Origin of the sequence: Cobetia sp. Ld8, assembly GCF_045066615.1 — a bacterium.
In the GTDB taxonomy this organism is placed as follows: Bacteria; Pseudomonadota; Gammaproteobacteria; order Pseudomonadales; family Halomonadaceae; genus Cobetia; species Cobetia amphilecti.
The window spans coordinates 951144-974969 of sequence record NZ_JBISHF010000007.1 but is presented as its reverse complement, the minus strand read 5'-3'; the positions used below and the strand labels follow the sequence as shown (position 1 = coordinate 974969).

At 63.8% G+C, this 23826-nt stretch carries 19 protein-coding genes; 2 read left to right on the top strand and 17 right to left on the bottom strand.

The features are described 5' to 3' along the window. Positions 1–25: 25 nt before the first annotated feature. From ACJJV2_RS08875 to ACJJV2_RS08850, 6 genes are all read right to left on the bottom strand, one after another. Complete coding sequence (locus ACJJV2_RS08875; RefSeq protein ID WP_405280111.1) at positions 26–1066, bottom strand: type II asparaginase; 1041 nt, start codon at positions 1064–1066, stop codon at positions 26–28. A 249-nt stretch (positions 1067–1315) separates the two neighbouring features. Continuing rightward, positions 1316–3031, bottom strand: coding sequence for a gamma-glutamyltransferase family protein (locus ACJJV2_RS08870; protein WP_405280108.1), 1716 nt, complete (start codon positions 3029–3031; stop codon positions 1316–1318). Positions 3032–3082: 51 nt separating this feature from the next. Then, on the bottom strand, positions 3083–3922 hold the full coding sequence (locus tag ACJJV2_RS08865; protein ID WP_043332700.1) for a sulfite exporter TauE/SafE family protein: 840 nt from the start codon (positions 3920–3922) through the stop codon (positions 3083–3085). A gap of 239 nt (positions 3923–4161) precedes the next feature. Then, the gene (locus ACJJV2_RS08860; RefSeq protein ID WP_405280105.1) at positions 4162–5490 is read right to left on the bottom strand and encodes a TRAP transporter large permease subunit; all 1329 of its coding nucleotides are present in this window, start codon (positions 5488–5490) and stop codon (positions 4162–4164) included. After that, the gene (locus tag ACJJV2_RS08855; RefSeq protein WP_405280102.1) at positions 5487–6017 is read right to left on the bottom strand and encodes a TRAP transporter small permease subunit; all 531 of its coding nucleotides are present in this window, start codon (positions 6015–6017) and stop codon (positions 5487–5489) included. The genes ACJJV2_RS08860 and ACJJV2_RS08855 overlap by 4 nt, the downstream gene beginning before the upstream one ends. Positions 6018–6177: 160 nt before the next feature. Beyond that, a complete protein-coding gene (locus ACJJV2_RS08850; protein ID WP_405280099.1) occupies positions 6178–7269 on the bottom strand; it encodes a TRAP transporter substrate-binding protein in 1092 nt (363 codons plus the stop codon). Between the two features lie 619 nt (positions 7270–7888). On the opposite strand from ACJJV2_RS08850, the gene ACJJV2_RS08845 reads away from it, so the two are divergent. Then, the gene (locus tag ACJJV2_RS08845) at positions 7889–8836 is read left to right on the top strand and encodes a hypothetical protein (RefSeq protein ID WP_405280096.1); all 948 of its coding nucleotides are present in this window, start codon (positions 7889–7891) and stop codon (positions 8834–8836) included. Positions 8837–8916: 80 nt separating this feature from the next. Here the strand turns inward: ACJJV2_RS08845 and ACJJV2_RS08840 are convergent, their stop codons facing one another. The 9 genes from ACJJV2_RS08840 to ACJJV2_RS08800 all read right to left on the bottom strand — a co-directional run bounded on the left by ACJJV2_RS08840 (position 8917) and on the right by ACJJV2_RS08800 (position 21173). Beyond that, on the bottom strand, positions 8917–9369 hold the full coding sequence (locus ACJJV2_RS08840) for an Lrp/AsnC family transcriptional regulator (protein ID WP_043332694.1): 453 nt from the start codon (positions 9367–9369) through the stop codon (positions 8917–8919). Between the two features lie 178 nt (positions 9370–9547). Further along, positions 9548–11263 (bottom strand): bifunctional UDP-sugar hydrolase/5'-nucleotidase UshA, encoded by a 1716-nt coding sequence (gene ushA, locus ACJJV2_RS08835; RefSeq protein WP_405280092.1) that lies wholly within the window; start codon positions 11261–11263, stop codon positions 9548–9550. 263 nt (positions 11264–11526) lie between these two features. Continuing rightward, complete coding sequence (locus ACJJV2_RS08830) at positions 11527–12957, bottom strand: uracil-xanthine permease family protein (RefSeq protein WP_405280089.1); 1431 nt, start codon at positions 12955–12957, stop codon at positions 11527–11529. A 275-nt stretch (positions 12958–13232) separates the two neighbouring features. Beyond that, entirely contained in the window at positions 13233–13541 is a 309-nt protein-coding gene (locus ACJJV2_RS08825; protein ID WP_052384416.1) for a putative quinol monooxygenase, read from the bottom strand. A 264-nt stretch (positions 13542–13805) separates the two neighbouring features. Beyond that, positions 13806–14465 carry an oxygen-insensitive NAD(P)H nitroreductase gene (gene nfsB, locus ACJJV2_RS08820; RefSeq protein ID WP_405280085.1) on the bottom strand — a complete coding sequence of 220 codons (660 nt, stop codon included), beginning with the start codon at positions 14463–14465 and terminating at the stop codon, positions 13806–13808. A 187-nt stretch (positions 14466–14652) separates the two neighbouring features. Beyond that, positions 14653–16239 (bottom strand): guanine deaminase, encoded by a 1587-nt coding sequence (gene guaD, locus ACJJV2_RS08815; protein WP_405280082.1) that lies wholly within the window; start codon positions 16237–16239, stop codon positions 14653–14655. Further along, entirely contained in the window at positions 16239–17255 is a 1017-nt protein-coding gene (gene xdhC / locus ACJJV2_RS08810; protein WP_405280079.1) for a xanthine dehydrogenase accessory protein XdhC, read from the bottom strand. The genes guaD and xdhC overlap by 1 nt, the downstream gene beginning before the upstream one ends. Further along, positions 17252–19666 carry a xanthine dehydrogenase molybdopterin binding subunit gene (xdhB, locus tag ACJJV2_RS08805; RefSeq protein WP_405280076.1) on the bottom strand — a complete coding sequence of 805 codons (2415 nt, stop codon included), beginning with the start codon at positions 19664–19666 and terminating at the stop codon, positions 17252–17254. The genes xdhC and xdhB overlap by 4 nt, the downstream gene beginning before the upstream one ends. Continuing rightward, the gene (locus tag ACJJV2_RS08800; protein WP_405280073.1) at positions 19644–21173 is read right to left on the bottom strand and encodes a xanthine dehydrogenase small subunit; all 1530 of its coding nucleotides are present in this window, start codon (positions 21171–21173) and stop codon (positions 19644–19646) included. The genes xdhB and ACJJV2_RS08800 overlap by 23 nt, the downstream gene beginning before the upstream one ends. A gap of 449 nt (positions 21174–21622) precedes the next feature. On the opposite strand from ACJJV2_RS08800, the gene ACJJV2_RS08795 reads away from it, so the two are divergent. Then, positions 21623–22306, top strand: coding sequence for a TetR family transcriptional regulator C-terminal domain-containing protein (locus ACJJV2_RS08795; RefSeq protein ID WP_054556074.1), 684 nt, complete (start codon positions 21623–21625; stop codon positions 22304–22306). 195 nt (positions 22307–22501) lie between these two features. Here the strand turns inward: ACJJV2_RS08795 and ACJJV2_RS08790 are convergent, their stop codons facing one another. Together ACJJV2_RS08790 and ACJJV2_RS08785 are read right to left on the bottom strand one after the other, a co-directional pair. After that, the gene (locus tag ACJJV2_RS08790) at positions 22502–23107 is read right to left on the bottom strand and encodes a hypothetical protein (protein ID WP_405280070.1); all 606 of its coding nucleotides are present in this window, start codon (positions 23105–23107) and stop codon (positions 22502–22504) included. Next, positions 23104–23559: a hypothetical protein gene (locus ACJJV2_RS08785; protein ID WP_405280068.1), complete on the bottom strand. Its 456-nt coding sequence runs from the start codon at positions 23557–23559 to the stop codon at positions 23104–23106. The genes ACJJV2_RS08790 and ACJJV2_RS08785 overlap by 4 nt, the downstream gene beginning before the upstream one ends. Positions 23560–23826: the final 267 nt, after the last annotated feature.

Here is a 23826-nt window from a genome sequence, read left to right as displayed (position 1 = left end):
CACGTTTCGTCATGTGACTGCCGGCTCACTCGAAGTAGCCACGCACCTTGTCCATGTCATCGGTCTCCGTCAGCGCCAGCGAGAGCAGAATGCGCGCCTTCTGAGGATTGAGGGCGCCACTGCCGATGCCTTCTTCCTTGGCACTGACGATACCATTGCCGGTACGGGTGCTGCGCACGACCGGGATGCCATCCGCCATGGCCTGCTTGACCAGCGGCTTGGCGGTCTCCGGAATCGAGCCATTGCCGCTGCCGGCGATCACGATGCCTTTGGCACCGTTGTCGAGGGCGGCGGTGAACAGCGCCGGGTCCATGTCCTGGTGGGCGTAGATGATATCGACCTTCGGCAGGCCATCGAGGGATGTCACGTCAAAGTGAGGCTTGTCGGTCGGTGTCGCCGGTGTGTAATAGAAGTGCGGCTTGCCGCTGATGAAGGCACCGAGGTAACCCTGCTCGGTCGCCTTGAAGGTGTCCATCATGATGGCATTGGTCTTGGTGGTGTAATACGCCGAGCCGATGCGGTCGTTGAGCACGATCATCGCCCCACGACCCTCCGCGCCTTCATCGGCTGCCAGGGTGACCGCCTCCAGCAGGTTGAAGGGGCCATCGGCGCTGATGGCAGTCGCCGGACGCATGGCGCCGACCATTACCACCGGCTTGTCACTGTCGACGGTGAGATCCAGGAAGAAGCCGGTCTCTTCCAGCGTGTCGGTACCGTGGGTGATGACCACGCCGTGGGTGGCGTCCGTCGCGAGCTCTTCATTGATCGCCTTTGACAGCTTGAGCAGGATTTCCTGATCGATATTGCTGCTGCCGGTATTGGCGATCTGTTCACCGGTCACCTCGGCGACATCGGCCAGTTCTGGTACGGCGTCCAGCAGCGCTTGCACCCCCAGGCTGCCGGATTCGTAGTTGGTGGTGTCCGTGGAGGAGGCAGAGCTACCCGCAATCGTGCCGCCGGTGGCATAGATCTTCACTCCCGGGTGTTCCGCGGCGTTGGCCTGAATGCCATAGGCCAGTGAACAGGCGGCGATCGAGATGGCAGCTACAAGGCGGCGGGGAGTCATGAAGTCAGCTGTTGTCATTGTGGTGAGTCGCTCTGTCGTTGTTATGAGGGCAAATGAAGGTCGTGTCTCAATCTTTCATTATTCATGAATAAGGAATGTCTAAATCTAAGAGGTCAGTTCTCCTTGTCATCTTGTGTGGCGATTGATGCTCAGCACGGGGTGGAGGCGGTCGTCAGACGAAAGGCTTCATCTCCCATCGAGTCAAGCAAGAAGCTGGCCAGTTCGTGACATGACACTGGCCGGTTTGCATCACGTCAGTGCCGCGCCACCATCACTGCGCGGGTCGTGGGCCGCCTCGACCTGCCCATCCGGGTGGCGCATCACGGCACCGGCGTGCCCCAGGGTGTCGCTGAAGGCCTCATCGAGGACTTCCACTTCATGGCCCATGGCCGCGAGTGTCTGAGCCATCTCACCCGCGAGGCGCGATTCGAGCTTGAGGCTGGTACTGACATCGCCCCAGGTGCGGCCGAGCAGCCAGCGCGGCGCGCTGATTGCGGCCTGCAATGACATGCCGTGGCGGGCGATGCGCGTGAAGACAGCCGCCTGAGTCTGCGGCTGGCCTTCTCCGCCCATGGTGCCGAAGGCCATCACGCGGCCATCATCGAAGCAGGCCAGTGATGGATTGAGGGTATGGAAGGGCTTGCGGCCCGGTGCCAGGCTGCGCAGTCTGTCCGGCGCCAGGTCGAACGCCAGCCCACGGTTCTGCCACATCACGCCGCTGCTGGGCAGCACCATGCCACTGCCGAATTCCCAATAGACGCTCTGGATGAAGCTGACGGTGGTGCCGTCACTGTCCGTCGCGCCCATCCAGATGGTGTCGCCCTCGGCGGGCTCATGTGGCCAGCCCAGCGCGGACTGCATGTCGATCATCTCGGCCTGGCGGGCGAGGGCCTCCGGGGAGAGCTGTGCCTGTTGCGTGGCGATGCTGCCCTCGAGGCTGTCCTCGAGCGCCCCCTCGATGCATTCCGGCGAGGTAATCAGGCTGTCGCGTACCAGGAAGGCGCGCTTGGTGGCTTCGATCAGCGCATGCAGGTGACGCGGGGTGTTGCCGTCCGCTTCGCTGATGCCATGCGTCGCGCTCAATGCATCGTAGAGCCCCAGAATCATCAGCGTCGCGAGGCCCTGGGTCGGGGCGGGCAGGTTGTATACCTCACTGTCACGCAGGCGAACCTTCAGCGGCGTGACGCGCTGGGCGCGATAGCCGTTTAGGTCAGCCAGGCGCAGCGGGCTGCCGGCGGCTTCCAGTTCCTGTGCCATGCGCGTGGCAAGTTCACCACGATAGAAGTCATCGAGTCCGGCATCTGCCAGACGCGAGAGCGTTGCGGCCAGCGCCGGCTGACGCTGTCGCGCGCCTTCTTCCAGTGCGATCGGCTCACCTGACTCGCTCTGTCCCAGATAGCGCTCAGCGAAGCCGGGCTGCTGCGAGAGCACGGCCAGGTGTTTTTCGCTGAGTGCCTTCTGGCTGGCGCTGACGGCCACGCCATCATTGGCATGCCGGATGGCATGGCTCAACAATGTCGAGAGCGGCAGGGGCGAGCGCTCATCCGCCGAGGTCTCGGCAGAGAAGGCCAGCGCCTCCTGCCAGCCGCCGATGGTGCCGGCCACGGTCAATGCCGACAGCGGCCCGCGGGTCGGGATGCTGCTGCCGTTGGCCAGAGGAGTGGCCCCCTCACTGTCAGCCGCGAAGCCATGGCCGTGTTCGGCATAGAACTCGCGGCTGGCAAGCCCTGCCGCCGGGCCACAGGCATCGATGGCCAGCGGCGCCAGTCCCGGGCGCTTGATCAGCCAGAAGCCGTCACCGCCGATGCCGTTCATATGGGGGTAGACCACCGCGATGGTTGCTGCCATCGCGACCATCGCCTCGATGGCGTTGCCACCATCGCGCAGGATATCGCGGCCCGCTTGCGCCGCCAGATGATGGGGCGCGGCGCAGGCGCCGCCAAAACCACGTCGGGTATGAATCATGGCGTCTTGCTCCTGAGGATTCCGTTGTTGTTATTGAGCGTCCAGTGCGTCTCAGCTACCGGTGAACAGGTCGTAGAACATGCGCAGTGCCGTGAACATCAGGAAGATGGCGAAGACCTTCTTGAGCTTGGCGGCGTCCATCGCGTGGGCCAGCTTCGCACCGATCGGGGCGCACAGCATGGTCGCCGGCACGATGGCGGCGAAGCCGAGCAGATTGACGTAGCCGATGGAGCCCGGCAGCAGGTTCGGTTCGCCGATGCCATTGAGCAGGAAGCTGGCGGTGCCCGGCAGGCTGATGACCAGACCCAGCGCCGCGCCCGTGCCGACGGCCAGGTGCATCGGGGTGCCCAGGGTGCTCAGGGTCGGCACGCTCAGGGTGCCGCCGCCGATGCCCATCAGCGTCGAGACGCCACCGATGAAGGTGCCCAGTGCGCCGCTGCCCAGCGGGCCCGGCAGGCCAGAGCCCAGCACGGTGGACTGACGGCGGAACATGTTGAGCGCGACCAGGAAGGCCACGGTGGCAAACAGCCCCATCAGTACCGCACCGCTGAACAGGTTGGACAGCAGGCCGCCGATGATGACGCCGATGATCACGCCCGGCAGCAGGCGCTTGAGAATCGCCGGGTCCAGATTGCCCTTGGCGTAATGCGCCCTGGCCGACATGATCGAGGTGGGAATGATGGTCGCCAGTGAAGTGCCGACGGCCTGGTGCATGCGCACCGCTTCATCGACGCCCAGCAGGCTGAAGAGGTGAAAGAGCACGGGCACGATGACGATGCCGCCGCCGACCCCCAGCAGGCCGGCCATCACGCCGGCAATCATGCCGGTGACGATCAGTGCGGCGATCAGGCCGAGAATCCAGTGCAGTGGATAGGCTGAGAACAGTTCCATGGTGTTTCCTTGTCGTCCCCGTATGGCGCGGGGTGGTTCATTGCTGATGAAGGTTGCCGATGAACGCCATCGGCAGTCGATGCATGTCCCTGGAGCGCTGGCGGGTGTGCTGTCTCCAGGGGAGGCGAGCCGGTGGGCAGGCCACAAGACATTACGCGTTGCTGAATTACCTTTCCAATGGCCTTTGCGCTGAATCCCTCGTCAAGTGTCCCGAACCGCCCGGTACATGGCTGGCCGGCTTACCAACCGATCGCCTCCGGCAGCCAGGTAGCGAGCCCCGGGAAGCAGAACAGCAGCACGACTGCCGCAGCCTGCAGGCCCACGAAGGGCAGCACACCGAGATACAGATGGCGGGTGGTGACTTCGGGGGGAGCGACGCCCTTGAGGAAGAACAACGCCCAGCCAAAGGGCGGCGTCAGGAAGGACATCTGCAGATTCATCGCCACCAGCACGCCCAGCCACACCATGTCGGTGCCATAGTCGATGAAGACCGGCAGGAACATCGGCAGCGCGATATAGCTGATCTCGATCCACTCGAGGAAAAAGCCGAGCACGAACAGTATCACCATCAGGAAGATCAGCGCGCCCAGCTCGCCACCCGGCAGCAGGTTGAACAGATCATGCACCATGTTCTCGCCGCCAAGGCCGCGGAAGGCCAGCGAGAAGGGCTGCGCGCACAACAGGATGAAATAGACCATGGCGGTGATGGTCAGGGTCGAGTGCAGACAGGCCTTGAGCATGGTGAAGTTGAGACGCCGGGCCAGCAGCGCGATCAGCATGCTGCCCAAGGCCCCCATCGAGGCCGCTTCGGTGGGAGCGGCCACGCCACCCAGAATCGAGCCGAGCACCGCGAACACCAGCATCAGCGGCGGGATCACGCTACGCGCCAGATCACGCAGCAATTCCTTCATGCCACCGGCAGCGGCGCGCTCCTCTTCCGGGATGGCCGGGACGAGGCCCGGCTTCCACCAGCCCAGCACCAGCAGATAGACGATATAGATGACGGCGATGGCCAGCCCCGGCACGAAGGCGGCGGCAAACAGGGTGCCGACGGATTCGCCGAGAATTTCCGAGAGCAGGATCAGCACCAGACTCGGAGGGATGATCTGCCCCAGGGTGCCGGAGGCGCAGATGGTGGCCGAGGCCACGCCCGGGTGGTAGCCGCGACGCAGCAGGGTCGGCAGCGTCAACATGCCGACGGTGACCACCGTCGCGCCGACGATGCCGGTGGAGGCGCCCATCAGCACGCCGACCAGGATGATCGCGATGCCCATGCCGCCATTGACGCCGCCCATGGCGCGCCCGATGGTCTCGAGCATGTCCTCGGCGACCCGCGATTTCTCTAGCATGACCCCCATGAAGACGAACAAGGGGATCGCCAGCAGGGTGTAGTTGGTGACCACGCCATACAGTCGGGCCGGCATCAGACTGAACAGCAGCGGGCCAAAGCCTGCCAGCCCCGCGACGAATCCGGCCACGGCCAGGGAAATCGCCACCGGAATCCCGATCAGCATCAGGATCAGGAAGCCGCCGATCATGGCCAGCGCGATCCACTCGTTCGGGCTCATGGGCTCACCTCACGATCCATGTCGCTGGTAACAGGCTTGCCGGACAGCACCAGCAGCGCACGCAGGCAGTCCGAGACGCCCTGCAGGGCCAGGGCGGCAAAGCCCAGCGGGATGAAGGATTTCAACAGATAGCGGAAGGGCAGGCCGCCGGGGTCGGGTGAGCCTTCCATCAGCTGCCAGGACTGCTCGGTGTAGCTCAGGCCCAACCAGGCGATGGCGGCGCCGATGGCGATGGTCATCAGCGCCCCCAGCAGGTCGATCACCGCACGCCCCTTGAGGGAGAAGCGGTCGTAGAAGACATCGACGCGGACGTCGGCACGGTGCTTGAGGGCATAGGAAATGCCCAGCAACGCAATGGGGGAAATCAGGTGCCACTCGAGTTCCTGGAGTGGCACGGGGCTGATGCTGAAGAAATAACGCAGCAACACGTTACTTGCTACCAGCACCACGAGCGCCAGCAACGAGTAGCGGGCAATGATGCCCAACCGCTCGATGATGGCTTCGAGAAAGTGGATGATTTTCAGCATGGCAGAACCTCACAGGCGCCACGGCGGGACAGGCCGTGGCGGGACAGAGCAACACGAATGGACGTGCGATGACGCAGGGCTGCGCGATGATGAGTCAGCGCGCGTGACTGGCGGGTGTGACAAGCAAGTGTGGCAAGGGAGCGGGTCGGGTCCGTGGTGACTAGAGTGCCAGGAAGGTCTTCTCGCTGACGGCGGCCCATTCCTTGTGCTGGTCGCGGAAGGCCATGAAGGACTCGTGCACACGCGCGGTGTCCGGATCGGCCGCCGCCATGTCGGTCAGTGTCTTCTCGGTGACTTCCTTCAGGCGCGCTACTACCGCGTCCGGCAGCGGCTGGGCGGTGACGCCTTCGTTGTCGACCAGGTCATTGAGCGCCTCGGCATTCACCGATTCGCACCAGGCCTGGCTCTCGACGTTGCACGCCTGGGCGGCAGCCTTGACGATGGCCTGCAGGTCTTCCGGCAAGCCCTCCCAGGCCGCCTTGTTGATCATCAGCTCGGTGACGTTGGTCGGCTCGTGCCAGCCGGTGGTGTAGTAATACTTGGCGGCCTTCTGCAGCCCCAGACGGCGATCCTGATAGGGGCCGACGAACTCGGCGGCATCGATGACGCCACGTTCCAGCGCCGGGAAGATCTCTCCGCCGGGCAAAAGACGCACGGCCACGCCCAGTTCGGCGTAGACCTTGCCGGCCAGTCCGGGGATGCGCATCTTCAGGCCCTTGAAGTCCTCGACCGTATTGATCGGCTTGCGGAACCAGCCGGTCATCTGCACGCCGGTATTGCCCATCGGGAAGGCGATCAGCCCCTTGGGAGCGTAGAGCTCATGCCACAGCTCCAGGCCGCCACCGTGGTACAGCCAGGCGTTCATGCCCTGGGTATTCATGCCGAAGGGCACGGTAGTGAAGTACTGGGCGGCGGGAATCTTGCCGGCCCAGAAGTAGGCATTGCCGGCGTTCATCTCCACCACCCCACTGGCGACGGCATTGAAGCCCTCCAGGGCCGGAATCAGTTCACCGGCCGCGAAGTGCTGGATCTTCATGCGCCCGCCCGACATGGCCTCCACCTTGCGGCAGAAATCGGTCGGACTGCCCGGGCCCTCGACATAGAAGGGCGAGCCAGGACCGTAGGCATTGGTCATCTTCCATTGATAGGTCTTGTTGGATTCCGCGCGCACGATGGCGGGCGCACCCATCACGAGTCCAGCGGTTGAGGTTGCCAGTGCGGCACCCAGGAACTTGCGACGATCGAATGTCATGGGAGGATCTCCTGCGGACGGATGACCGGGAATTCCCTGTCGCGCCAAGGTGGCAACTGGCGCTGAGCGGGGAGTGCCTGTACGGCGGGCTGATGGGATATCAGCGATATTGTTGTGATTTCTATTGTTGGATTTGCTGTAGTAGCGATGACTGTCATTTGTCAGCTGGATGGCTGCCATTTGTCATTGCGCTGCTGACAAGGTATTGCAAAGCTTGTGCCATATCGCAAAATTATATTTTTTAACTGATAAATCAGTGTCTTGAAGTATGAGGTCAAGGGGTTTTGGGGGCTCGTCAGTCTGTGATTTCCCGATGGAGTTGCACAGTAGAGCACTCAGGATCGCGTTTGCGCGACGCTCTTCAGCTGACAATCGGACGATTTTGCAGATTTTTTACACTTTTGTTCAGGAGTCGCGGCAGTCTGAGGTGCAACTGGCTGACAGATGTGGGGTTATGGTTAACATTTGTCATTGATGAATCATCATGGTGCATTGGATGCATCCTGGTGCAGCCTGTCTCATCAGGTATGTGGAGCGCAGACCACGATTGCCGGCTCACCAGTGACGACAGCCCGACGGCGCAGTGGCATCATGCGGCTTTGTCTCGACGGAGCCTTGCATGTCACCTCATGAGCCTGAAGAGCCCGCCACTCGCTCGGAGTCTTCGCCTGCCGCCTCATCCACCTCCGTGGCGAAGACTGCCGGGCCGCGCCTGCCCGTCACGCCCGGGGCACCAGGAGAGGCACAGGTGCCGCGCATCCTGCTGGTCGCCATCCTGGTGGTGATGGCGGTGCTTGCCTGGTGGGAGATGCCGCAGCAGTGGGCGCTGGATTTCCTCGACGCCACTCTGGGCCAGGCGTTCAGCGCCTTTGCCATCGCCAAGGGCCTGAACGCGACCATCTCGGTGCTGCAGTCCTCGACCATCGACCTGCAGGTGTTTCAGGTCTCGCCCGGGGAAGCGTTGGACCCCGCCAATGACATGATCGAGCGCTTCTCGTGGGTGATGTTCGCGGCGACCGGCTCGCTGGCGCTGCAGAAGCTGCTGCTGGGCATCTCCGGCTCGCTGATCATCAAGGCATTCGCCAGCGGTGCCTGCCTGCTGGCAGCGCTGGGGCTGCTCACGGGCAGTCGCCAATCGGCCGATGGCATGCATTCCCGTCAGCGCTGGTGGCAGGTGGCCATCCTGCGCGTGGCCCTGTGGGGCATCGCACTGCGCTTCGCGGTGCTGAGTGTCGCGCTGGCCAGCGGCGCCGCGGGTCAGGCCTTTCTCGATGACAGTCGCGATACCCAGATGGCGCAGCTGAGCGTGACGCAGCAGCAGCTGGCGGAAGTCGCCGACAAGCAGGTAGGCGGCGCGCACGAGGAGCGCAGCTGGTGGCAGCAGTTCAAGGGCAGCATGGAAGGCTGGGTCGGCGGACCGATCACCAGTGTCACCCAGGGCTTTGATGCGATGACCGACAAGGTGATCGATCTCACCATGCTGTTCATCACCCAGACGGTGCTGTTCCCGCTGGGCTTTCTGTGGGTCGCGCTACGGCTGCTGCGCGGGCTGGCAAGGTTGAAGTGACGCTAGCAGTGATAGTTGAGGTGACGAGTGAAATGACAGCCCCGGCGCCGTCCGGGGCTGGGGCGTCAGAGACAGAGACGTCATAGCCGCGCGCCGCCACGCCGGTGCTTCACGCGGGTCATCAGCGACTTGCAGTCGACGGAGAGAATCTCGTCGCGATTGAAGATATGCGCGCGCACGAAGGCATCGAAGGCCTCGTAGCTGTCGGTGAGGGTGTGGATGTGCAGGCTTTTCAGGTCGCTCATGATATAGAGGCTGACCACCTCGACGCAGGCGGAAAGCTCCTCGGCGATGCGTTCGATGGCACTGGGGGCGACGGTCAGGTCCACGAAGGTGGAAATGCCCTTGCCGAGCTTGTCGGGGTTGATGACGGCGGTGAACTGTTCGATCACGCCGCTCTCGACCAGCGCCTGGACGCGGCTGCGCGCATGGGCACGCGAAATGCCGAGCTTGCGGGCGATATCGGCGTAGGACATGCGACCGTCCTTGATCAGCAGGTTGAGCAGCTCACTGTCGGTGCGGTTGAGATTCATGGGCCAGGGTCTCGACGGTCTTTGTTGTAGTGGTGCGCATGTCTTATCAAACCTGTGCGATCCGCACTTGTATAGTCCGACTTCCGCCTCTGGCGAGGATATTCCGGCTCTGGAAACCACAACGGGACGCCGAGGCGTCCCGTTGTCAGGTGCATGTTTAGAGCAGAAGCCTCAAGCGTCACTGATAGACGATCTCGCCCTGGGGCGCGTATGCCGCGACGTCGATGGGGCTCTGCTCGGCAAGATAGGCCTTGAGCACATCGGCATCGACGAAGCCGGTATCCAGGTAACCCGGCAGCTCAGTGACCTTCGGATAGCCATCCCCGCCGGCGGCATTGAAGCTCGGGATGGTGAAGCGATACTGCGCGTCCATGGCCAATGGCTGGCCCTGAATCATCACGTCGGAGACGCTGCCTTCCTCGCGATTGACGCGCAGGCTGACGCCGGCGAACTGGGCATAGGCGCCGGAGTCCACCGGTTGGGTGGCCACCGCCTCGAGATACTCGAGCACCTCGCTGCCCGACATGGTCACGACCCCCACGGTATTGCCGAAGGGCAGCACGGTCAGCACATCCTTGTAGGTGATCTCGCCCGCGGGCAGCGAGGCGCGCACGCCACCTGAGTTCATCACGCCGAAGTCGGCCTTGCCGGCCTGCATGGCGGCGGTGGCGATCAGGCGTCCCAGATTGGTCTGGGCAAAGCGCACCACGTCGCGATCGCCTTCCAGCTTGCCGTTGCTCTGCGCGACCGTGACGTTGAGCTGCGCCTGGCCCTTTTCCTGATAGGGGCGCAGGAATTCACGCAGTTCGCTGTCCTCGGCAATTTCCTCCGCGACCAGCACCTTCCTGCGCTCGCCATTCTCCTCGACGGTCTTCTTGAGATTCACCGGAATCAGCTGATAGTTGACCATGGTCAGCTCGCCATTGCGGAACTCGTAATCGGCGCGTCCCACGTACTTGCCCCATTCATGCGCCTGCACGATGTAGGTGCCGTTCTGGCGGTCCGGCTGGCAATCATCGCCGGGCGCAAAGTCCGCCATCCGGTTGGTGCCCTCCATGCAGACCGGCTCCTGGGAGTGGCCACCGACGATCATGTCCAGTTCGCCGTAGGGCAGATAACGCGCCAGCGAGACATCGCCCGGCGCATTGATGCCATGCTCGGCATTCTGATAGTGGCCCATGTGGGTGACGGCGAAGATCAGGTCCGGCTGCTCATGCTCGTTGAGCTCCTCGATGGCCTTGCGCGCCTCTTCCTTGGGGTCACGGAAGTCGAGATTGCTGAAGTATTCGGGGTTGCCGATACGCACGGTGTCTTCGGTGGTCAGGCCGATCACCGCGATCTGGATGCCATGCTCATCGAAGATCTTCCAGGGCGCGAACAGGCGCTCGCCGGTGGTCTTGTCATAGATATTGGCGGCCAGCATCGGGAAGTCGGCCCAGTCGCGCTGCTTGAGCAGCACCTCCAGCGGATTGTCGAATTCATGGTTGCCCACCGCCATGGCGTCGTAGCCGATGCGGTTCATGCCCTTGAAGTCGGGTTCGGCCTGCTGGAGATCGGATTCCGGCACGCCGGTGTTGATGTCGCCACCCGACAGCAGCAGCACGCTGCCGCCTGCGGATTCCACCTCGGCGCGGATGCGGTCGACCAGCGTCTTGCGCGCCGACATGCCGTATTCGCCATCACTGCTTTGCCAGAAGCGACCGTGGTGGTCGTTGGTGTGCAGCACCGTCAGGTGATAGGTGGTGTCGGCCTGCCATTCATGGCCCGCCTGGCTGGCACAGGCACTCAGCGTGCTGAGCAGTGCAGCCCCCAACAGGGCCTTCAGCGCCATGCGCGAGCGGGTAGGCGCGCACAAGCCCGGCGCATTTGATGAGGTGAGTCGAGTATTCAGCATGAGCGATACGTTCCTTGTGTCTGGCTCCGAGGCGCAATGGCGCGTTCCAATCTATAAGTGCTGATTGTAAGAGTACTGATTGCAAGAGTGTTGATGGTAAAACTGCTTGAAAGGTGGAGACGGCATGAACAACCCCATGCAGTCTGCCTCATTGCTGTGGAGATTGGATGACCGACACCCGAAGTGCGAACTTTCTAGACCGACATGAAAAAACCGGCCAATGATGCGCCGGTTCTTTCATGTCTCATTGCTGGGGCTGCGGGTCAGGCGTGTTCCTGGTCCGCGCTGATGCTGTCGGTGGACTCACGCTCACTCGCTTTTGGGTTGAACACCTCGGCGTCTTCCATCTTCGGCAGCAGCAGCTCGGCGATGATGGCGGTCAGGCCGCCCATGGTGATCGGCGAGCGCAGCGCATCGGCGAAGGCGCCCGGAATGGCGTTCAGCACATCCGGCACCATGCCGACGCCAAGCCCCAGCCCCAGGGCCAGCGCGATGATCATCATCTCGCGACGCCCGATGGGCTGCGCCATCAGGATGCGGATGCCGGACACCGCGATCAGCGCGAACATCAGCGTAGTGGTGGCACCGAGCACCGGACGCGGCATCTGGGTCAGCAGGGTGGCGATGAAGGGCGACAGGCCCAGCAGCAGCAGGAAGCCGGCCACGTAGCGGCCCACATGGCGGCTGGCGATGCCGGTCAGCTGGATCACGCCGGTGTTCTGGCTGAAGGTGGTGTTGGGGAAGGTACCGGCCAGCGCGCCGAGCGCGGAATTCAGGCCATCGCCCAGCACGCCGCCACGCAGACGCTTCTGGTGCCGCTCATCATCCACGGCGAGACCCGAGGCGCGTGCGCTGCCGGTGAGGTCACCGACCGTCTCGATGGCGGTGATCATGAAGATGAAGGCCACCGGCAGGAAGGCGGCCAGCGAGAAATCGAAGCCGGTATTCAGGGTCGCCGGATGCGGCAGAGCCAGCAGGGCGGCATCGGCCAGCTGCGGTGCATCATAGAGGCCACCGATGGCGGCGATGATGCAGCCGACGGCCATGCCGATGAAGATGGAGGCGATTCTCAGCCACGGATGACGCGAGACCTGACAGGCCAGCACCGTGATCAGCACACAACCGGCCAGTGCCAGATTGGCGGGCGCACCGAAGTCCTCGGCGCCGAAGCCGCCGCCGATGTCCGTCATGCCCACCTGGATCAGGCTCAGGCCGATCAGCATCACCACCACGCCGGTGACCACGGGCGTGATGACCCGCTTGAGCCACGGCAATACCGTGCCCAGCGCCATCTCGATCAGGCTGCCCGCCAGGCAGGTGCCGAACAGCACCGCCAGTACCTGTTCGTCACTGGCATTCTGCGAACGAGCGATCAGTCCGGCGGTGATCAGCGCGGACACGAAGCTGAAACTGGTGCCCTGGATGCTCAACAGCCCTGAGCCGAACGGGCCGATGCGCTGGGACTGGATCCAGGTGGCGACACCGGAGACTACCAGCGCCATCGACAGCAGGCTGGCGGTGTAGGCATCGAGGCCCAGCGCGCTGGTGATGATCAATGTCGGTGCAATGATACCGGCCAGACTGGCCAGCAGATGCTGGGCGCCGGCGAGTGCCGAGATGGGGACCGAAGGGCAGCTTTCGAGGCCGAGCAGTGGTTCGTCGATCCCCTTGGAATCGGAAGAGGATTGGCTCATGTGACGCTCCTTGTTCTGCTCGCGATGCAATGGCGAAAATGGTGTCGGGCACTGGAGTGTTCAGCGCGGGCAGCCAATTATAAGCAAGATGTGAACCAAGTTCAGTGCTCGTATCGATTTTTCCATCACTTGTTGCGTGTCCCGCGGCCAGGCCAGCGGATCAGCAGGCCAAGCCCGTGTGCCACAAACGCAAGATCCCCGCCGGGCGTGATGCCCGGCGGGGATCTGTCTTTGCTCTCGCGGCGCCTTGTCTGAGCGAAAGTACGCCCAGCGGCTCAGGGCGTCAGCAGGCGCTGGATATTGAGGCTGATCTCGCCTTCGCCGAAGGTGCTCAAAAAGCCTTGGAAGTGCTCGGTGGCCACGTGGGCTTCGATGGCGTCTTCATCCCACCATTCTTCCAGTACCACGAAGTCGCCTTCCGGTACCGGCTCACCTTCCGCGACGTTCTTGTCGATCGCGAAGAATTCGTACTGCAGGCAGCCCTTGTCGGACTGGCTCTTCTCGACCAGTTCGGCGAGAGCATCGCGTGCCTTGTCCTGCTGGTCGGCGGGGAAGGTCAGTGTCGCGATAAGCTTGATGGACATGGCATGAATCCTGTCGTGGGCGTAAGAAGTGGACGTAACGGATGGGCGAAACGAATCAGGCACGCAAGCCGGACATCGCCGCCGGGAATGCACTGCGCTGGCCTGCCTCGAAAAGGTGGCATGTCCGCCATCGGGATGCAATGCGGCGGGCACGGGCGGCGACCTGCCCCCCGTGCCCGCCGTTGGCCCGCAAGGCGGACACGTCGATGTCTTGCGGACAGCTGCTCTGAACAGATCTGCAGAATCCGCTCTTGAGCGCGAGCCTTACAGGCGAGTGAAGATCTCGTCTGCCGGCAGACGGGACTTGGGCAGCTCGGCATTGAAATCGTCAGCGGCGCGGTAACCCAGGCTCACGGCGACCAAGGCGTTGAAGCCTTTCTCGCGCAGGCCGAATTCCGCATCCAGCGCCACCGGGTCGATGCCTTCCAGCGGCACCGCATCGATGTTCAGGCTGGAGGCCGCATACAGCAGGCTGCCGTAGTTGAGGTAAACCTGCTTGTCCATCCAGTGCTGCAGGTCCTTGAGGTCATGACGGTGCAGGTCGATGAACAGACGACGCGCGCCGTCCATCATCGCGCTGAACTCGTCATCCTTCTTGAAGCGGCCATCAGACGCTTCGGTGTCCAGCAGGTGGCTCAGGTAGTCGTCGTCCAGGGTGGAGCGAGTGCAGAACAGCACGACGTGAGACGCATTGGTGATCTTCGGCGAGTTGAAGGCGTACTTGTCATCGGTACCGGCGCGCGCGAAGCGCTGCTTGGCATCGTCGGATTCCAGCACCAGGAAGTGCCACGGCTGGGAATTGACGCTGGAGGCGCTCAGGCGCATCACGTTTTCCAGTTCCTGCCAGTCGGCGGCGCTGATCTTGCGTGCCGGATCGAAGGCCTTGGTGGAATAACGACGTTGCATGATGGCGGTGGGAGTCATGATGATGGTCCTCGTAGTGGCAGGCCAGTCGCTGAGCGCCCATGACCTTTTGGAAGAAGATGTCGCCATCATAGCGAGTGGATTCAGCGTTGAGTATCCGCGTTGCGCGCATCTTTAAGATGAAAAAATGGCACCAATCCCGAGAATTGGTGCCATATGTCAATTACTTGTCATCGCTGTGATGCTTTCATGGCATTAATGCTGCGGCAGGCTCTCTGGATGGCGTCTCAGAAGAAGCACTCAGCATCAGGCCGTGCAGCTTGCGGCACTGGCCCGCCACATGGACTTCGCGTATCACGCGGTCGTCGCCCAGCATCATCAATGCGAACAGCACCTCCTGAAGCGACACCTGGCTGGACTGACCCCAGCGAGTGCGCCGTGCCAGCAAGGGCGTGGCGGCCGGGTCGAGCACGATGACATCGGCTTCCATGCCCGGACGCAGGTTGCCGACCTTGTCTTGCAGGCGCATGGCGCGCGCATTGCCCAGCGTCAGTTGATAGAAGCCCTGCCAGGGCGTCAGCGGTTGATTGGCGCGTGACGCGAGCCCTGCCACATCATGGGCGACGGCGCCGTGAAGCTGACCGACCTGATAGGCGGCCTTGAGGCTCTCCAGCTGACACAGGCTGGAGCCACCGCCGACATCGGTGGCGATGCTGATGTTCATGCCCATGGCGCGGGCACTGGCGCGATCGAACAGTCCGCTGCCGAGAAACAGGTTGGAGGTCGGGCAGAAGGCGATGCTGGCGCCACGATCCGCGATGCGCTGACGCATGCCATCGTCCAGGTGGATGCCGTGGGCGAAGGTGGTGCGCTCATGGCTCAGGCCGACATCCTCATAGACCGCCAGATAATCCCGAGCGTCGGGGAACAGCTCGGCGACCCACTTCACCTCATCGAGATTCTCGGCCAGATGGGTCTGCAGGTGCAGGTCCGGCTGGCTCTTGAGCAGTTGGCCGGCAGCCTTCAGCTGCTCGGGCGTGGAGGTCGGCGCGAAGCGCGGCGTCAGCACATAGCCGAGGCGGTCACGCCCGTGCCAGTCGGCGATCAGGCGCTCATCGTCCTTGAGCGCGGTGACTCCGGAGTCCAGCAGTTCGGGCGGGGCATTGCGGTCCATCATCACGCGCCCGGCGTGTACGCGCATGTCGCGCGCCCGGGCAGCCCGGAACAGGGCATCGGCACTGCTGGCATGTGAGGTGGCGAACACCTGGGCGCTGGTCGAGCCATGACACAGCAGCGCATCGAGGAAGGCATCGGCGACCTCGGCGGCATGTGCGGGGTCGGCGAAGCGCTGCTCGGCGGGGAAGGTGTAGGTATTCAGCCAGTCGATCAGGCAGTGGCCGTAGCTTGCGATGATATCCAGCTGCGGGAAGTGCACATGGGTATCAATGAAGCCCGGCATCATCAGGCCTTCGACGTTGCGCGGCGGAGACAGGCGCATCAGCTCGCCCACGGCCTCATGCCGGGCAAGCGAGCGATGATCGCCCACGGCGACCACATGGCCTGCATGCATCACCAGCAGGGCATCGGCGTAGTGCTCGACGGCGCGTGCCAGGGTCGCCGCCATGTCAGAGGCTCGTGTCTCTCCCATATCGCTGCCATCGCTCGAGGCCGCCTCACTCAGCATGGCGTCTGCAGGGTCGGCGACGAAATGCAGCAGCGCTCCGCGCAGCAGGCTGACGCAGGAAGCGTCCTTGGCGGCCGCGCGCAGGGCTGCCGTCAGGCGCTGCTCATCCAGGTGGCGGGCCGCAGTGTGCGACGTGTCTTGGTCAGTCATCATTCGGCCTTCTGTGTCGTTTCTGTCTGGTGCATCGCGTCAGGGGCAAAACGGGCGCGCAGCTGGCGGGCACCCTGACGCGTCAGTCCATGGCTGTCCAGTGACGTGCCCTGGGCTGACGTGCCTTGGAGAGACGCGCCATGTCCGGTGGCCTTGTCGGACGAGTTCACGGCCGCTTCGTCACTGCGCCGCGCCTCGATCTGCAGCAGTTCTGCGACGACGCCAATCGCGATTTCCTCAGGGCGTTTGCCGGGAATGCCGGGCACGCCGATCGGGCAGCGAACGCGGGCTATCTGATGCTCCTCGAGATCGCCGCGCAGGCGCTGGCGAAAGCGCGCCCACTTGCTGCTGGAGCCGATCAGTCCCAGTGACGCCAGGTCATCTCGTGGTGCGAGCGCGGCGATCAACGCCTGGTCCTCGACATGATCATGGGTCAATACCAGCACATGGCTGCCCGCCATCACGGGTAGTGACTCACTGGCGGGCGCGGCTTTCGCGGTCGGCAGGTCAGTCAAGATATTGAACGCCTGACGCGCTACACGGCCCTCGTAACCCGCCGGAGTCGTGGCGGCCGTGAGCTGCTCGGCGCGTGAGTCCCGCCAGTCGATCTGCCAGCCCAGCGGTGCCAGCAGCGTGACGATCGCCTGCCCGACATGGCCGGCGCCGAACAGGGCCAGCCGTGGCGCAAGCGCCGGGTACAGCTCGATCAGCACCTGCACATGGCCACCGCAGCATTGCTGGGCATGCTGGCCGAGCGCGATCTCCTCGAGCAGGCAGCCTGACTGCCCCCGGGCCAGCCTCTCGCGGGCGCGCTCCACCACCAGCTGCTCCAGCCGTCCACCGCCGAGGCTGTCGTACAGCGTATCCGGGGTGATCAGCATCTTGCTGCCGGCACCACGCGGAGCAGAACCCGCCACCGTCACCACGGTGGCCAGTGCATGCGCCGTCAGCGCTGCCTGGGCCTCGGCGAGCGCCTGATACCAGCGGTCGGTCGCGGCACTCTTGACTGCACTCATGACGGCACCTGCGTTGGCTCTGCGCCAGCAGTGTCGTGCTGCTCCTGCCAGTCACGCTGTTCGCGCGCCGCCAGCATCACGCGCTCCGGCGTGGCTGGGGTATCCAGGCGCACCGCGCGGCGATAGTCGGTCAGCGAGGCCAGCGCATCGCGCAACGCCGCCCACACGCTGATGGCGAGCATGAAGGGCGGCTCGCCGACCGCCTTGGAGCGGTAGATGCTGGCGGCCGAGTTGGGGTGGCCCTCCAGCAGGCGTACCTTGAGCGCGCCGGCCGGCACGTCACTGATCGCCGGAATCTTGTAGGTCGCCGGGCCATCGGTGAGCAGCCGACCATCCTCGTTCCACTTGAGCTCCTCCGTCGTCAGCCAGCCCATCCCCTGCACGAAGCCGCCCTCGATCTGGCCGATGTCGATGGCCGGATTGAGCGAATCACCGACATCGTGCAGGATCTCGGCGCTTTCCAGACGGTATTCACCACTCAGCGTATCGACGACCACTTCACACAGCGCCGCGCCGAAGGCGTAGTAGTAGAAGGGGTGGCCGGTGCCGCTGGCGCGATCGTAATGGATATCCGGGGTGGCATAGAAGCCCTTCTCTGACAGTGAGATGCGTTCCAGGTATGCCGCCTGGATCAGCTCGCCCCAGGTCATCAGCACACCGCTCGGGCCATGCAGCTCACCATCCGTGAGGCTCAGGCTGACGCGTGGCTGGGCGAGATGCTCGGCGGCGAAGTCGAGCAGGCGCATCTTGAGGCGCAGGCAGGCATCACGCGTCGCCATGCCGTTGAGGTCAGCCCCGGAGCTTGCCGCCGTCGGAGAGGTGTTGGGCACCTTGTCGGTGCGGGTGGCGGTGATGCGTACCTTGTCCACGGCCAGCCCCAGTTCACGCGCCGCGACCTGGGTGATCTTGGTGTGCAGGCCCTGGCCCATCTCGGTGCCGCCGTGATTCACCTGCACGCTGCCATCGGTGTAGACATGCACCAGCGCCCCTGCCTGATTGAGGTGCTTGGCGGTGAAGGAGATGCCGAATTTGACCGGTGTCAGCGCCAGCCCCTTCCTGACCACCGGATTGGCGGCATTGAAGGCGCGTATCTCGGCGCGGCGCGCCCAGTAGCGGCCACTGTCCTCGAGCTGATCGATCAGAGTCGCCAGCAGCGGGTGCTGATTGACGTGTTGGCCATAGTGCGTGGTCTCACGGCCCTCGCAGTAGAGATTGCGCTTGCGGATCTCCAGCGGGTCACGCCCCAGACGCCTAGCGATATCCTCCATCGCGGCCTCGACCGCCAACATGCCCTGGGGGCCGCCAAAACCGCGGAAGGCGGTATTGGACGCCACATTGGTGCGTGCGCGAATGCCGCGCACGTGGGCATTGCCCAGGTAGTAGGCGTTGTCGGCATGGAACATGGCGCGATCGACGATGGCGTCCGACAGATCCGGCGAGTGGCCGCAGTCGCCGGTCAGCTCGATGATGGCGGACTCGATGCGCCCACTGTCATCGACGCCGAATTCATAGCGGTGGTGGAAGGGGTGGCGCTTGCCGGTCAGGCGCATGTCATCTGCGCGTGCCAGTCGCAGGCGTGCCGCGCGGCCGGTGCGCCGGGCGACCATCGCGGCCAGACAGGCCACCGGTGCGGCCTGGGTTTCCTTGCCGCCGAAGCCGCCTCCCATGCGGCGGGTCTCCACCGTGATGGCGTGGAAGGGCACGCCGAGCACTTCGGCGATCAGCTTCTGGACTTCGCTGGGGTGCTGGGAGGAGCTGTGCACCAGCATCTCGTCATCTTCGCCGGGCAAGGCCAGTGCGGCCTGACTCTCCAGATAGAAGTGTTCCTGGCCGCCGCTTTCCAGCTCACCGCTCAAGTGCCAGGCGGATTTGGCGAGTTTGGTGCTGATGCTGTCGAGATCGCCGGCGCGACCATTGGCAAGCCGTGCCTGGGTGTGGGTCGGGCGCACCAGATCACCGCGGCTGGCCGCCTCGCGCGGGTCCAGGCACACCGGCAGGGGGGACGTTGCGACCTTGGCCAGTCGCGCGGCCTGACGTGCCGCGCGCTCGCTGTCGGCGGCGACCACGAACAGTGCCTGACCATGATGGCTGATGATGTCACTGACCAGCAGCGGGTCGCCGGGGAAGACCGGCCCCACATCGCTGTGACCGGGGATGTCGGCGGCGCTGAGCACGCAGACCACGCCGGGGGCACGGCGCACCGCTTCGAGATCCAGCGCATCCAGAGTGGCGTGCGCGACCTCACTCATGCCGATGGCCAGATGCAGCGTACCGGTGGGCAGTGGCAGGTCATCCACATAACGCGCCGAGCCGCTGACATGGCGCTGGGCGCTTTCATGCTGACGCGACTGGAGAACGGGGGCGGCCGGCGCGGCGCTGGCGTCGGACTCAAGACTGTGCAAGGTACGCATCGAGGCTCTCCAGTGGCGTGAGGGAAGTCGTGGGCTGGCGCTCATTCAGGATGCGCTGGGCCACGCGGGGAATCAGATGGCTGGCGGCCAGCAGGCGATACTCGCGTGAGCCGCGCACGTCACTGAGCGGTGAGAAATCGGCCTGCACGGCCTGTTCGATCTGCTGGCGAGTCTGCGCCGTCAGTCGGGCGGGCGTGAGGGACTCCAGTGCTTGCAGCGTCAGCAGTGCTTCCAGGTGCGGGGCGCGGGACGGTACGCCGGCCATGCCGCCGAAGGCCACCCGCCAGTGCTGCGCGCGCCCGCTGGCATCCCGCCGCCAGGCGAAGACGCCGAGCAGGGTGGAAATGTCATCGTCACGCCGCTTGGACAGCTTGTGCACCGCCAGTCGCTGGTTGGGCAGCGGTCGTGGCAGGAAGACCGAGTAGATGATCTCGTCCGGCATCAGCTGGGTACGCTTGTAGTCGAGGAAGTAGTCCTCGAGCTTCAGGATGCGTTCATTGTCCTGGCTCATCAGCTGGAGATAGGCGTCCAGCGCGATCAGCAGCGGCGGCATGTCACCGATGGGCGAGGCATTGCCGATATTGCCGCCCAGGGTGCCACGATGGCGGATCTGTTCACTGCCCAGTCGCGTGAGCAACTCCGCGCCATCCGGGTAATGCTCCCGCAGCAGCGGCATCAGCTGGTGATAGCTGACCGCGGCCCCGATCCACCAGCCTGCCTGACCGGCATGCTCGCCTTCCTCTATCTTGCCAAGCGCCGCGACCTGGGTGGTGTCGATCAAGGCCGGGAAGTCGCGCAGGCGCTGGGTATGCTCCAGCATCAGGTCCGTGCCACCGGCGATCAGCGCGCCATCCGGGCGCTCGGCGCGCAGTGCCAGCAGGGCCTGCAGCGTGACAGGGCGATAGAAACGGCCGGTGTCGCGCTCATCATCAGGGGCGGAGTCGTGCGCTTCCGCTGTGCTATCGCCAGCGTCCTGCAGGCAGGCTGGCCCGAATTCGCCTTGCAGCAGACGGTGAGCGGCCTCGCGGATCGGGCGATAACCGGTGCAGCGACACAGGTTGCCGCCCAGTGCATGGTCGATCATGGTGTCGCGTTGCCGGATATCGATCACTTCGCCCTGATCGATCTGGCGCTGATGACGGGCATGCAGCACCGCAAGGCTCATGGCGATGCCCGGGGTGCAGAAACCGCATTGACTGGCATGGGTGCTGACCAATGCCTGCTGCACCGCCGAGAGGGTTGGCGCCTGGCTGGCATCCGCCAATCCCTCGACGGTGATCAAGTCGCAGCCGGCCAGCTGGTGGGCGGGCATCAGGCAGGCATTGGCGGTGCTCACATTGTGGCCCGGCCCCTGCAAGGCAATGGTGCAGGCGCCGCAGTCGCCGGAGGCACAGCCTTCCTTGGTGCCGTCTTGCCCAAGTGAGGTGCGCAGCACTTCGAGTACGCTCGTTCCCGGTGCAGGTGAGGGCAGTCGGCACGCGCGCCCGTTCAAGGTGAAGTCGATCATGCGGGCATCCTGTCAGGTCGTATTGTCATTGTGGTGCCTTGTTGCGTACAGCGTGCTTCCAACGCTCAAGTCCTTGTGCTGCCCTGTCAGCGGGCTTGTTCTGTCTTGCCAGCGGGCTTGTTCTGTCTTGCCAGCGGGCTTGTTCTGTCTTGCCAGCGGGTCTGTTCTATCTAGTCGGCGAGCGTCGGTCTGCAGGCTGTTGTCTCTATCAATGTAACAGGTCGTATTGTGATTCCTGCAAGAATCTGACCAAATGGTCAGTGCATGTTGTGGTATTTTGTTCGCCGGTGTCTCAACGGGCTGTTTTCACTGCTGTTCCAACGCCACGTGATAGTCGCTTGACCAGAGCCTCCTGCTTGCGCACATCGCCGCTGACTGGCGAGTGAGACAGACAGGGGGCTGTCGCCAAGAGACTCGAATGCTTTTTTCTGACCTGATGAGTGATGCCGATGCCCGCGGATTCTCCTTCTTCCCTTTACGCTGAAGTCCGTCGTACCCGTAGCGCGGAGTTGAGCGTGCCGCCTGCCAGCTCTCCGCGTGAGCAAGCCGAGAGCCGAATTCTCGAGGCCGCCGAATGCGTATTCGCCTGTCACGGTTATCGCGGCAGCACCTTGAAGCAGATTGCGGAAGTGGCCGAGTTGCCCAAGGCCAATCTGCTCTATTACTTCGGCTCCAAGGAGAAGCTTTACGTTCATCTGCTGGAGCAGACCCTGACGCGCTGGAATGCCTCGCTCGAGGATATCTCGCCCGACGATGAGCCGCGTGAGGTGCTGGAGGCGCTGGTGCGCGTCAAGCTCAAGTTGGCACGCCAGGCACCGCAGGCCTCGCGTCTGTTCGCGGCAGAGGTGATCAGCGGGGCGCCTTTCCTGCGCGATTATCTCAGTGGCGACCTGCGTGACTGGGTGCAGGCGCGCTGTGATGTCATGAAGGCCTGGATGGCCGCGGGCAAACTGCGTGAGGCGGAGCCGATGTGGGTGATCTACCTCATCTGGTCCACCACTCAGCATTACGCGGATTTCGCCGCCCAGATCGATCAGCTGGGGGGAGCGCCGCAGAGCGATGAAGACTGGGAGCAGCTGGCGGATTTCGTGGCCAGCACGCTATGTGATGGTCTGTGCCCGCGACAGTCATGAGCGGCATGAGCGGCTGTGCGGCTGAGCGCTTGAGCCGGCGGGTTCGGCGCTCTGTCAGTCGCCTGCTGTTAGTTGTCTGTTCTCACAGCCTCGCCGCACATCAAAAAGCCCGCCCCGGAATCCGGGGCGGGCTTTTTGGTTCTTGAGTCGCTCTTGCGTCATTCTGGAAAAGTGAAGGAAACCGCCATCAGGGGGTCAGCTTGCCATCTCCAAGGGCATGCCAGGATCGCGATCCAGCACGGCTTCTTCCTCTTGTTTGGCCCCCGACAACTCGGCTTTCTCCAATTGAGAGAGGTCACAGTGTTGATGCATCTGCCAGCCATCGCGGGCATCGTCGGCCAGATAGATCAGCGCGGCATCGGCGCTTGCCCACAGGCGCGCGAGGTCACGTTGGTGGCGGGTGCGGTTGGCCAGCGGCAGCGCATCGGCGGTGACCACCACCACCGGCGCCTTGCGCAGCCAGCGCGGCGCATGACTCGGCCAGCTGTGATGCACGGCGTCCAGCCAGGGCGCCTGGGGATGACCGGGCGATGACTGCCAGCGCCAGCCACGCCCGACCTCGGTGATCCCGCGCGCCGTCCAGATCAGGCTGCGGCGCGGCAGCTGCGCCTCCAGGCTTTTCAGCAACGCATCGTCGCTATCCGTCAGCGGCTGGATGGCTCCTGACATCATGCTCAGGTATTCGCCAGCGTGCTGGCCGGCGGTCAGTTCCAGCTTGATGCGAGGCGCCGGAGCGAGGGCGATGCTGTTCTCCAGCGGTATGTGCATACCGCATTCCATGCCGATGGTATAGACGCTCATGCCAGCATTCCTCGACGCGTCATGCTCTGACGCAGCAGGGTGTGGTGGCGGTGCATCGCCTCCCAGTCAGCGTGAGCCTTGTGGTTGATGTCGGGGTTGAAGACGGCTTTCTGCTGCGCGATGGGCGATGCTGTCGGAGTCGATGTCTCGGCTGAGGCCTGGGCTGAGGCCTGGGCTGAGGTCTGGGCCGCTACGGCCGAGGCGGCAATGTCAGCCTGGCTGCGCGTGTCATGGGCCGGTGAAGGCGTCGTGGGGGCCGCCGTTGCCTTCAGGCTCAGCGGCGGTGCCTCGTCGCCCATCGCCATCACGCCCAGCAATTGAGCGGACTGGGCATTGGCGACATCCTGGGTGGCGCTGCTAGAGCGCGGCAAGAGGGTGAATGTCTGTGTCGTGACCTTGGCTGTCATGGCTCGGCAGGTATCGAGGAGGGCAGTCATCGTTGAGGTGGCCATAAGAATGCTCCTTGCGCATCGCGAGCGCTTTATCGGGAATATTGCAGTCCGGCAAGGGTCGTTGGCGTTACTGCACGGCGTATGACCTGTCGGCTGGCTAGTCTTGATCAAGCGGCTTGCGTGCCGGTTTGATGTGATGAACAGTAAAAACAGTCGCTTGTGTCTGTCGCGCGGTGCGGATGGTTGGCGTCGTGCAGCGCTTGAGGGCGTCAGAGGCGTCCAGGATGAGGAAAAACCGCTCATCTCGAGGGTTACGCCTTTCGTCTA

Bases quoted from the DNA above. Each gene is read 5' to 3' on its own strand.
- ushA (WP_405280092.1), bottom strand. From the start codon at position 11,263: ATGCTGAATACTCGACTCACCTCATCAAATGCGCCGGGCTTGTGCGCG.
- guaD (WP_405280082.1), bottom strand. From the start codon at position 16,239: ATGACTGACCAAGACACGTCGCACACTGCGGCCCGCCACCTGGATGAG.
- ACJJV2_RS08875 (WP_405280111.1), bottom strand. From the start codon at position 1,066: ATGACTCCCCGCCGCCTTGTAGCTGCCATCTCGATCGCCGCCTGTTCA.
- xdhC (WP_405280079.1), bottom strand. From the start codon at position 17,255: ATGAGTGCAGTCAAGAGTGCCGCGACCGACCGCTGGTATCAGGCGCTC.
- ACJJV2_RS08855 (WP_405280102.1), bottom strand. From the start codon at position 6,017: ATGCTGAAAATCATCCACTTTCTCGAAGCCATCATCGAGCGGTTGGGC.
- ACJJV2_RS08840 (WP_043332694.1), bottom strand. From the start codon at position 9,369: ATGAATCTCAACCGCACCGACAGTGAGCTGCTCAACCTGCTGATCAAG.
- ACJJV2_RS08795 (WP_054556074.1), top strand. From the start codon at position 21,623: ATGCCCGCGGATTCTCCTTCTTCCCTTTACGCTGAAGTCCGTCGTACC.
- ACJJV2_RS08800 (WP_405280073.1), bottom strand. From the start codon at position 21,173: ATGATCGACTTCACCTTGAACGGGCGCGCGTGCCGACTGCCCTCACCT.
- xdhB (WP_405280076.1), bottom strand. From the start codon at position 19,666: ATGCGTACCTTGCACAGTCTTGAGTCCGACGCCAGCGCCGCGCCGGCC.
- ACJJV2_RS08830 (WP_405280089.1), bottom strand. From the start codon at position 12,957: ATGAGCCAATCCTCTTCCGATTCCAAGGGGATCGACGAACCACTGCTC.
- ACJJV2_RS08850 (WP_405280099.1), bottom strand. From the start codon at position 7,269: ATGACATTCGATCGTCGCAAGTTCCTGGGTGCCGCACTGGCAACCTCA.
- nfsB (WP_405280085.1), bottom strand. From the start codon at position 14,465: ATGACTCCCACCGCCATCATGCAACGTCGTTATTCCACCAAGGCCTTC.
- ACJJV2_RS08870 (WP_405280108.1), bottom strand. From the start codon at position 3,031: ATGATTCATACCCGACGTGGTTTTGGCGGCGCCTGCGCCGCGCCCCAT.
- ACJJV2_RS08785 (WP_405280068.1), bottom strand. From the start codon at position 23,559: ATGGCCACCTCAACGATGACTGCCCTCCTCGATACCTGCCGAGCCATG.
- ACJJV2_RS08865 (WP_043332700.1), bottom strand. From the start codon at position 3,922: ATGGAACTGTTCTCAGCCTATCCACTGCACTGGATTCTCGGCCTGATC.
- ACJJV2_RS08860 (WP_405280105.1), bottom strand. From the start codon at position 5,490: ATGAGCCCGAACGAGTGGATCGCGCTGGCCATGATCGGCGGCTTCCTG.
- ACJJV2_RS08825 (WP_052384416.1), bottom strand. From the start codon at position 13,541: ATGTCCATCAAGCTTATCGCGACACTGACCTTCCCCGCCGACCAGCAG.
- ACJJV2_RS08845 (WP_405280096.1), top strand. From the start codon at position 7,889: ATGTCACCTCATGAGCCTGAAGAGCCCGCCACTCGCTCGGAGTCTTCG.
- ACJJV2_RS08790 (WP_405280070.1), bottom strand. From the start codon at position 23,107: ATGAGCGTCTATACCATCGGCATGGAATGCGGTATGCACATACCGCTG.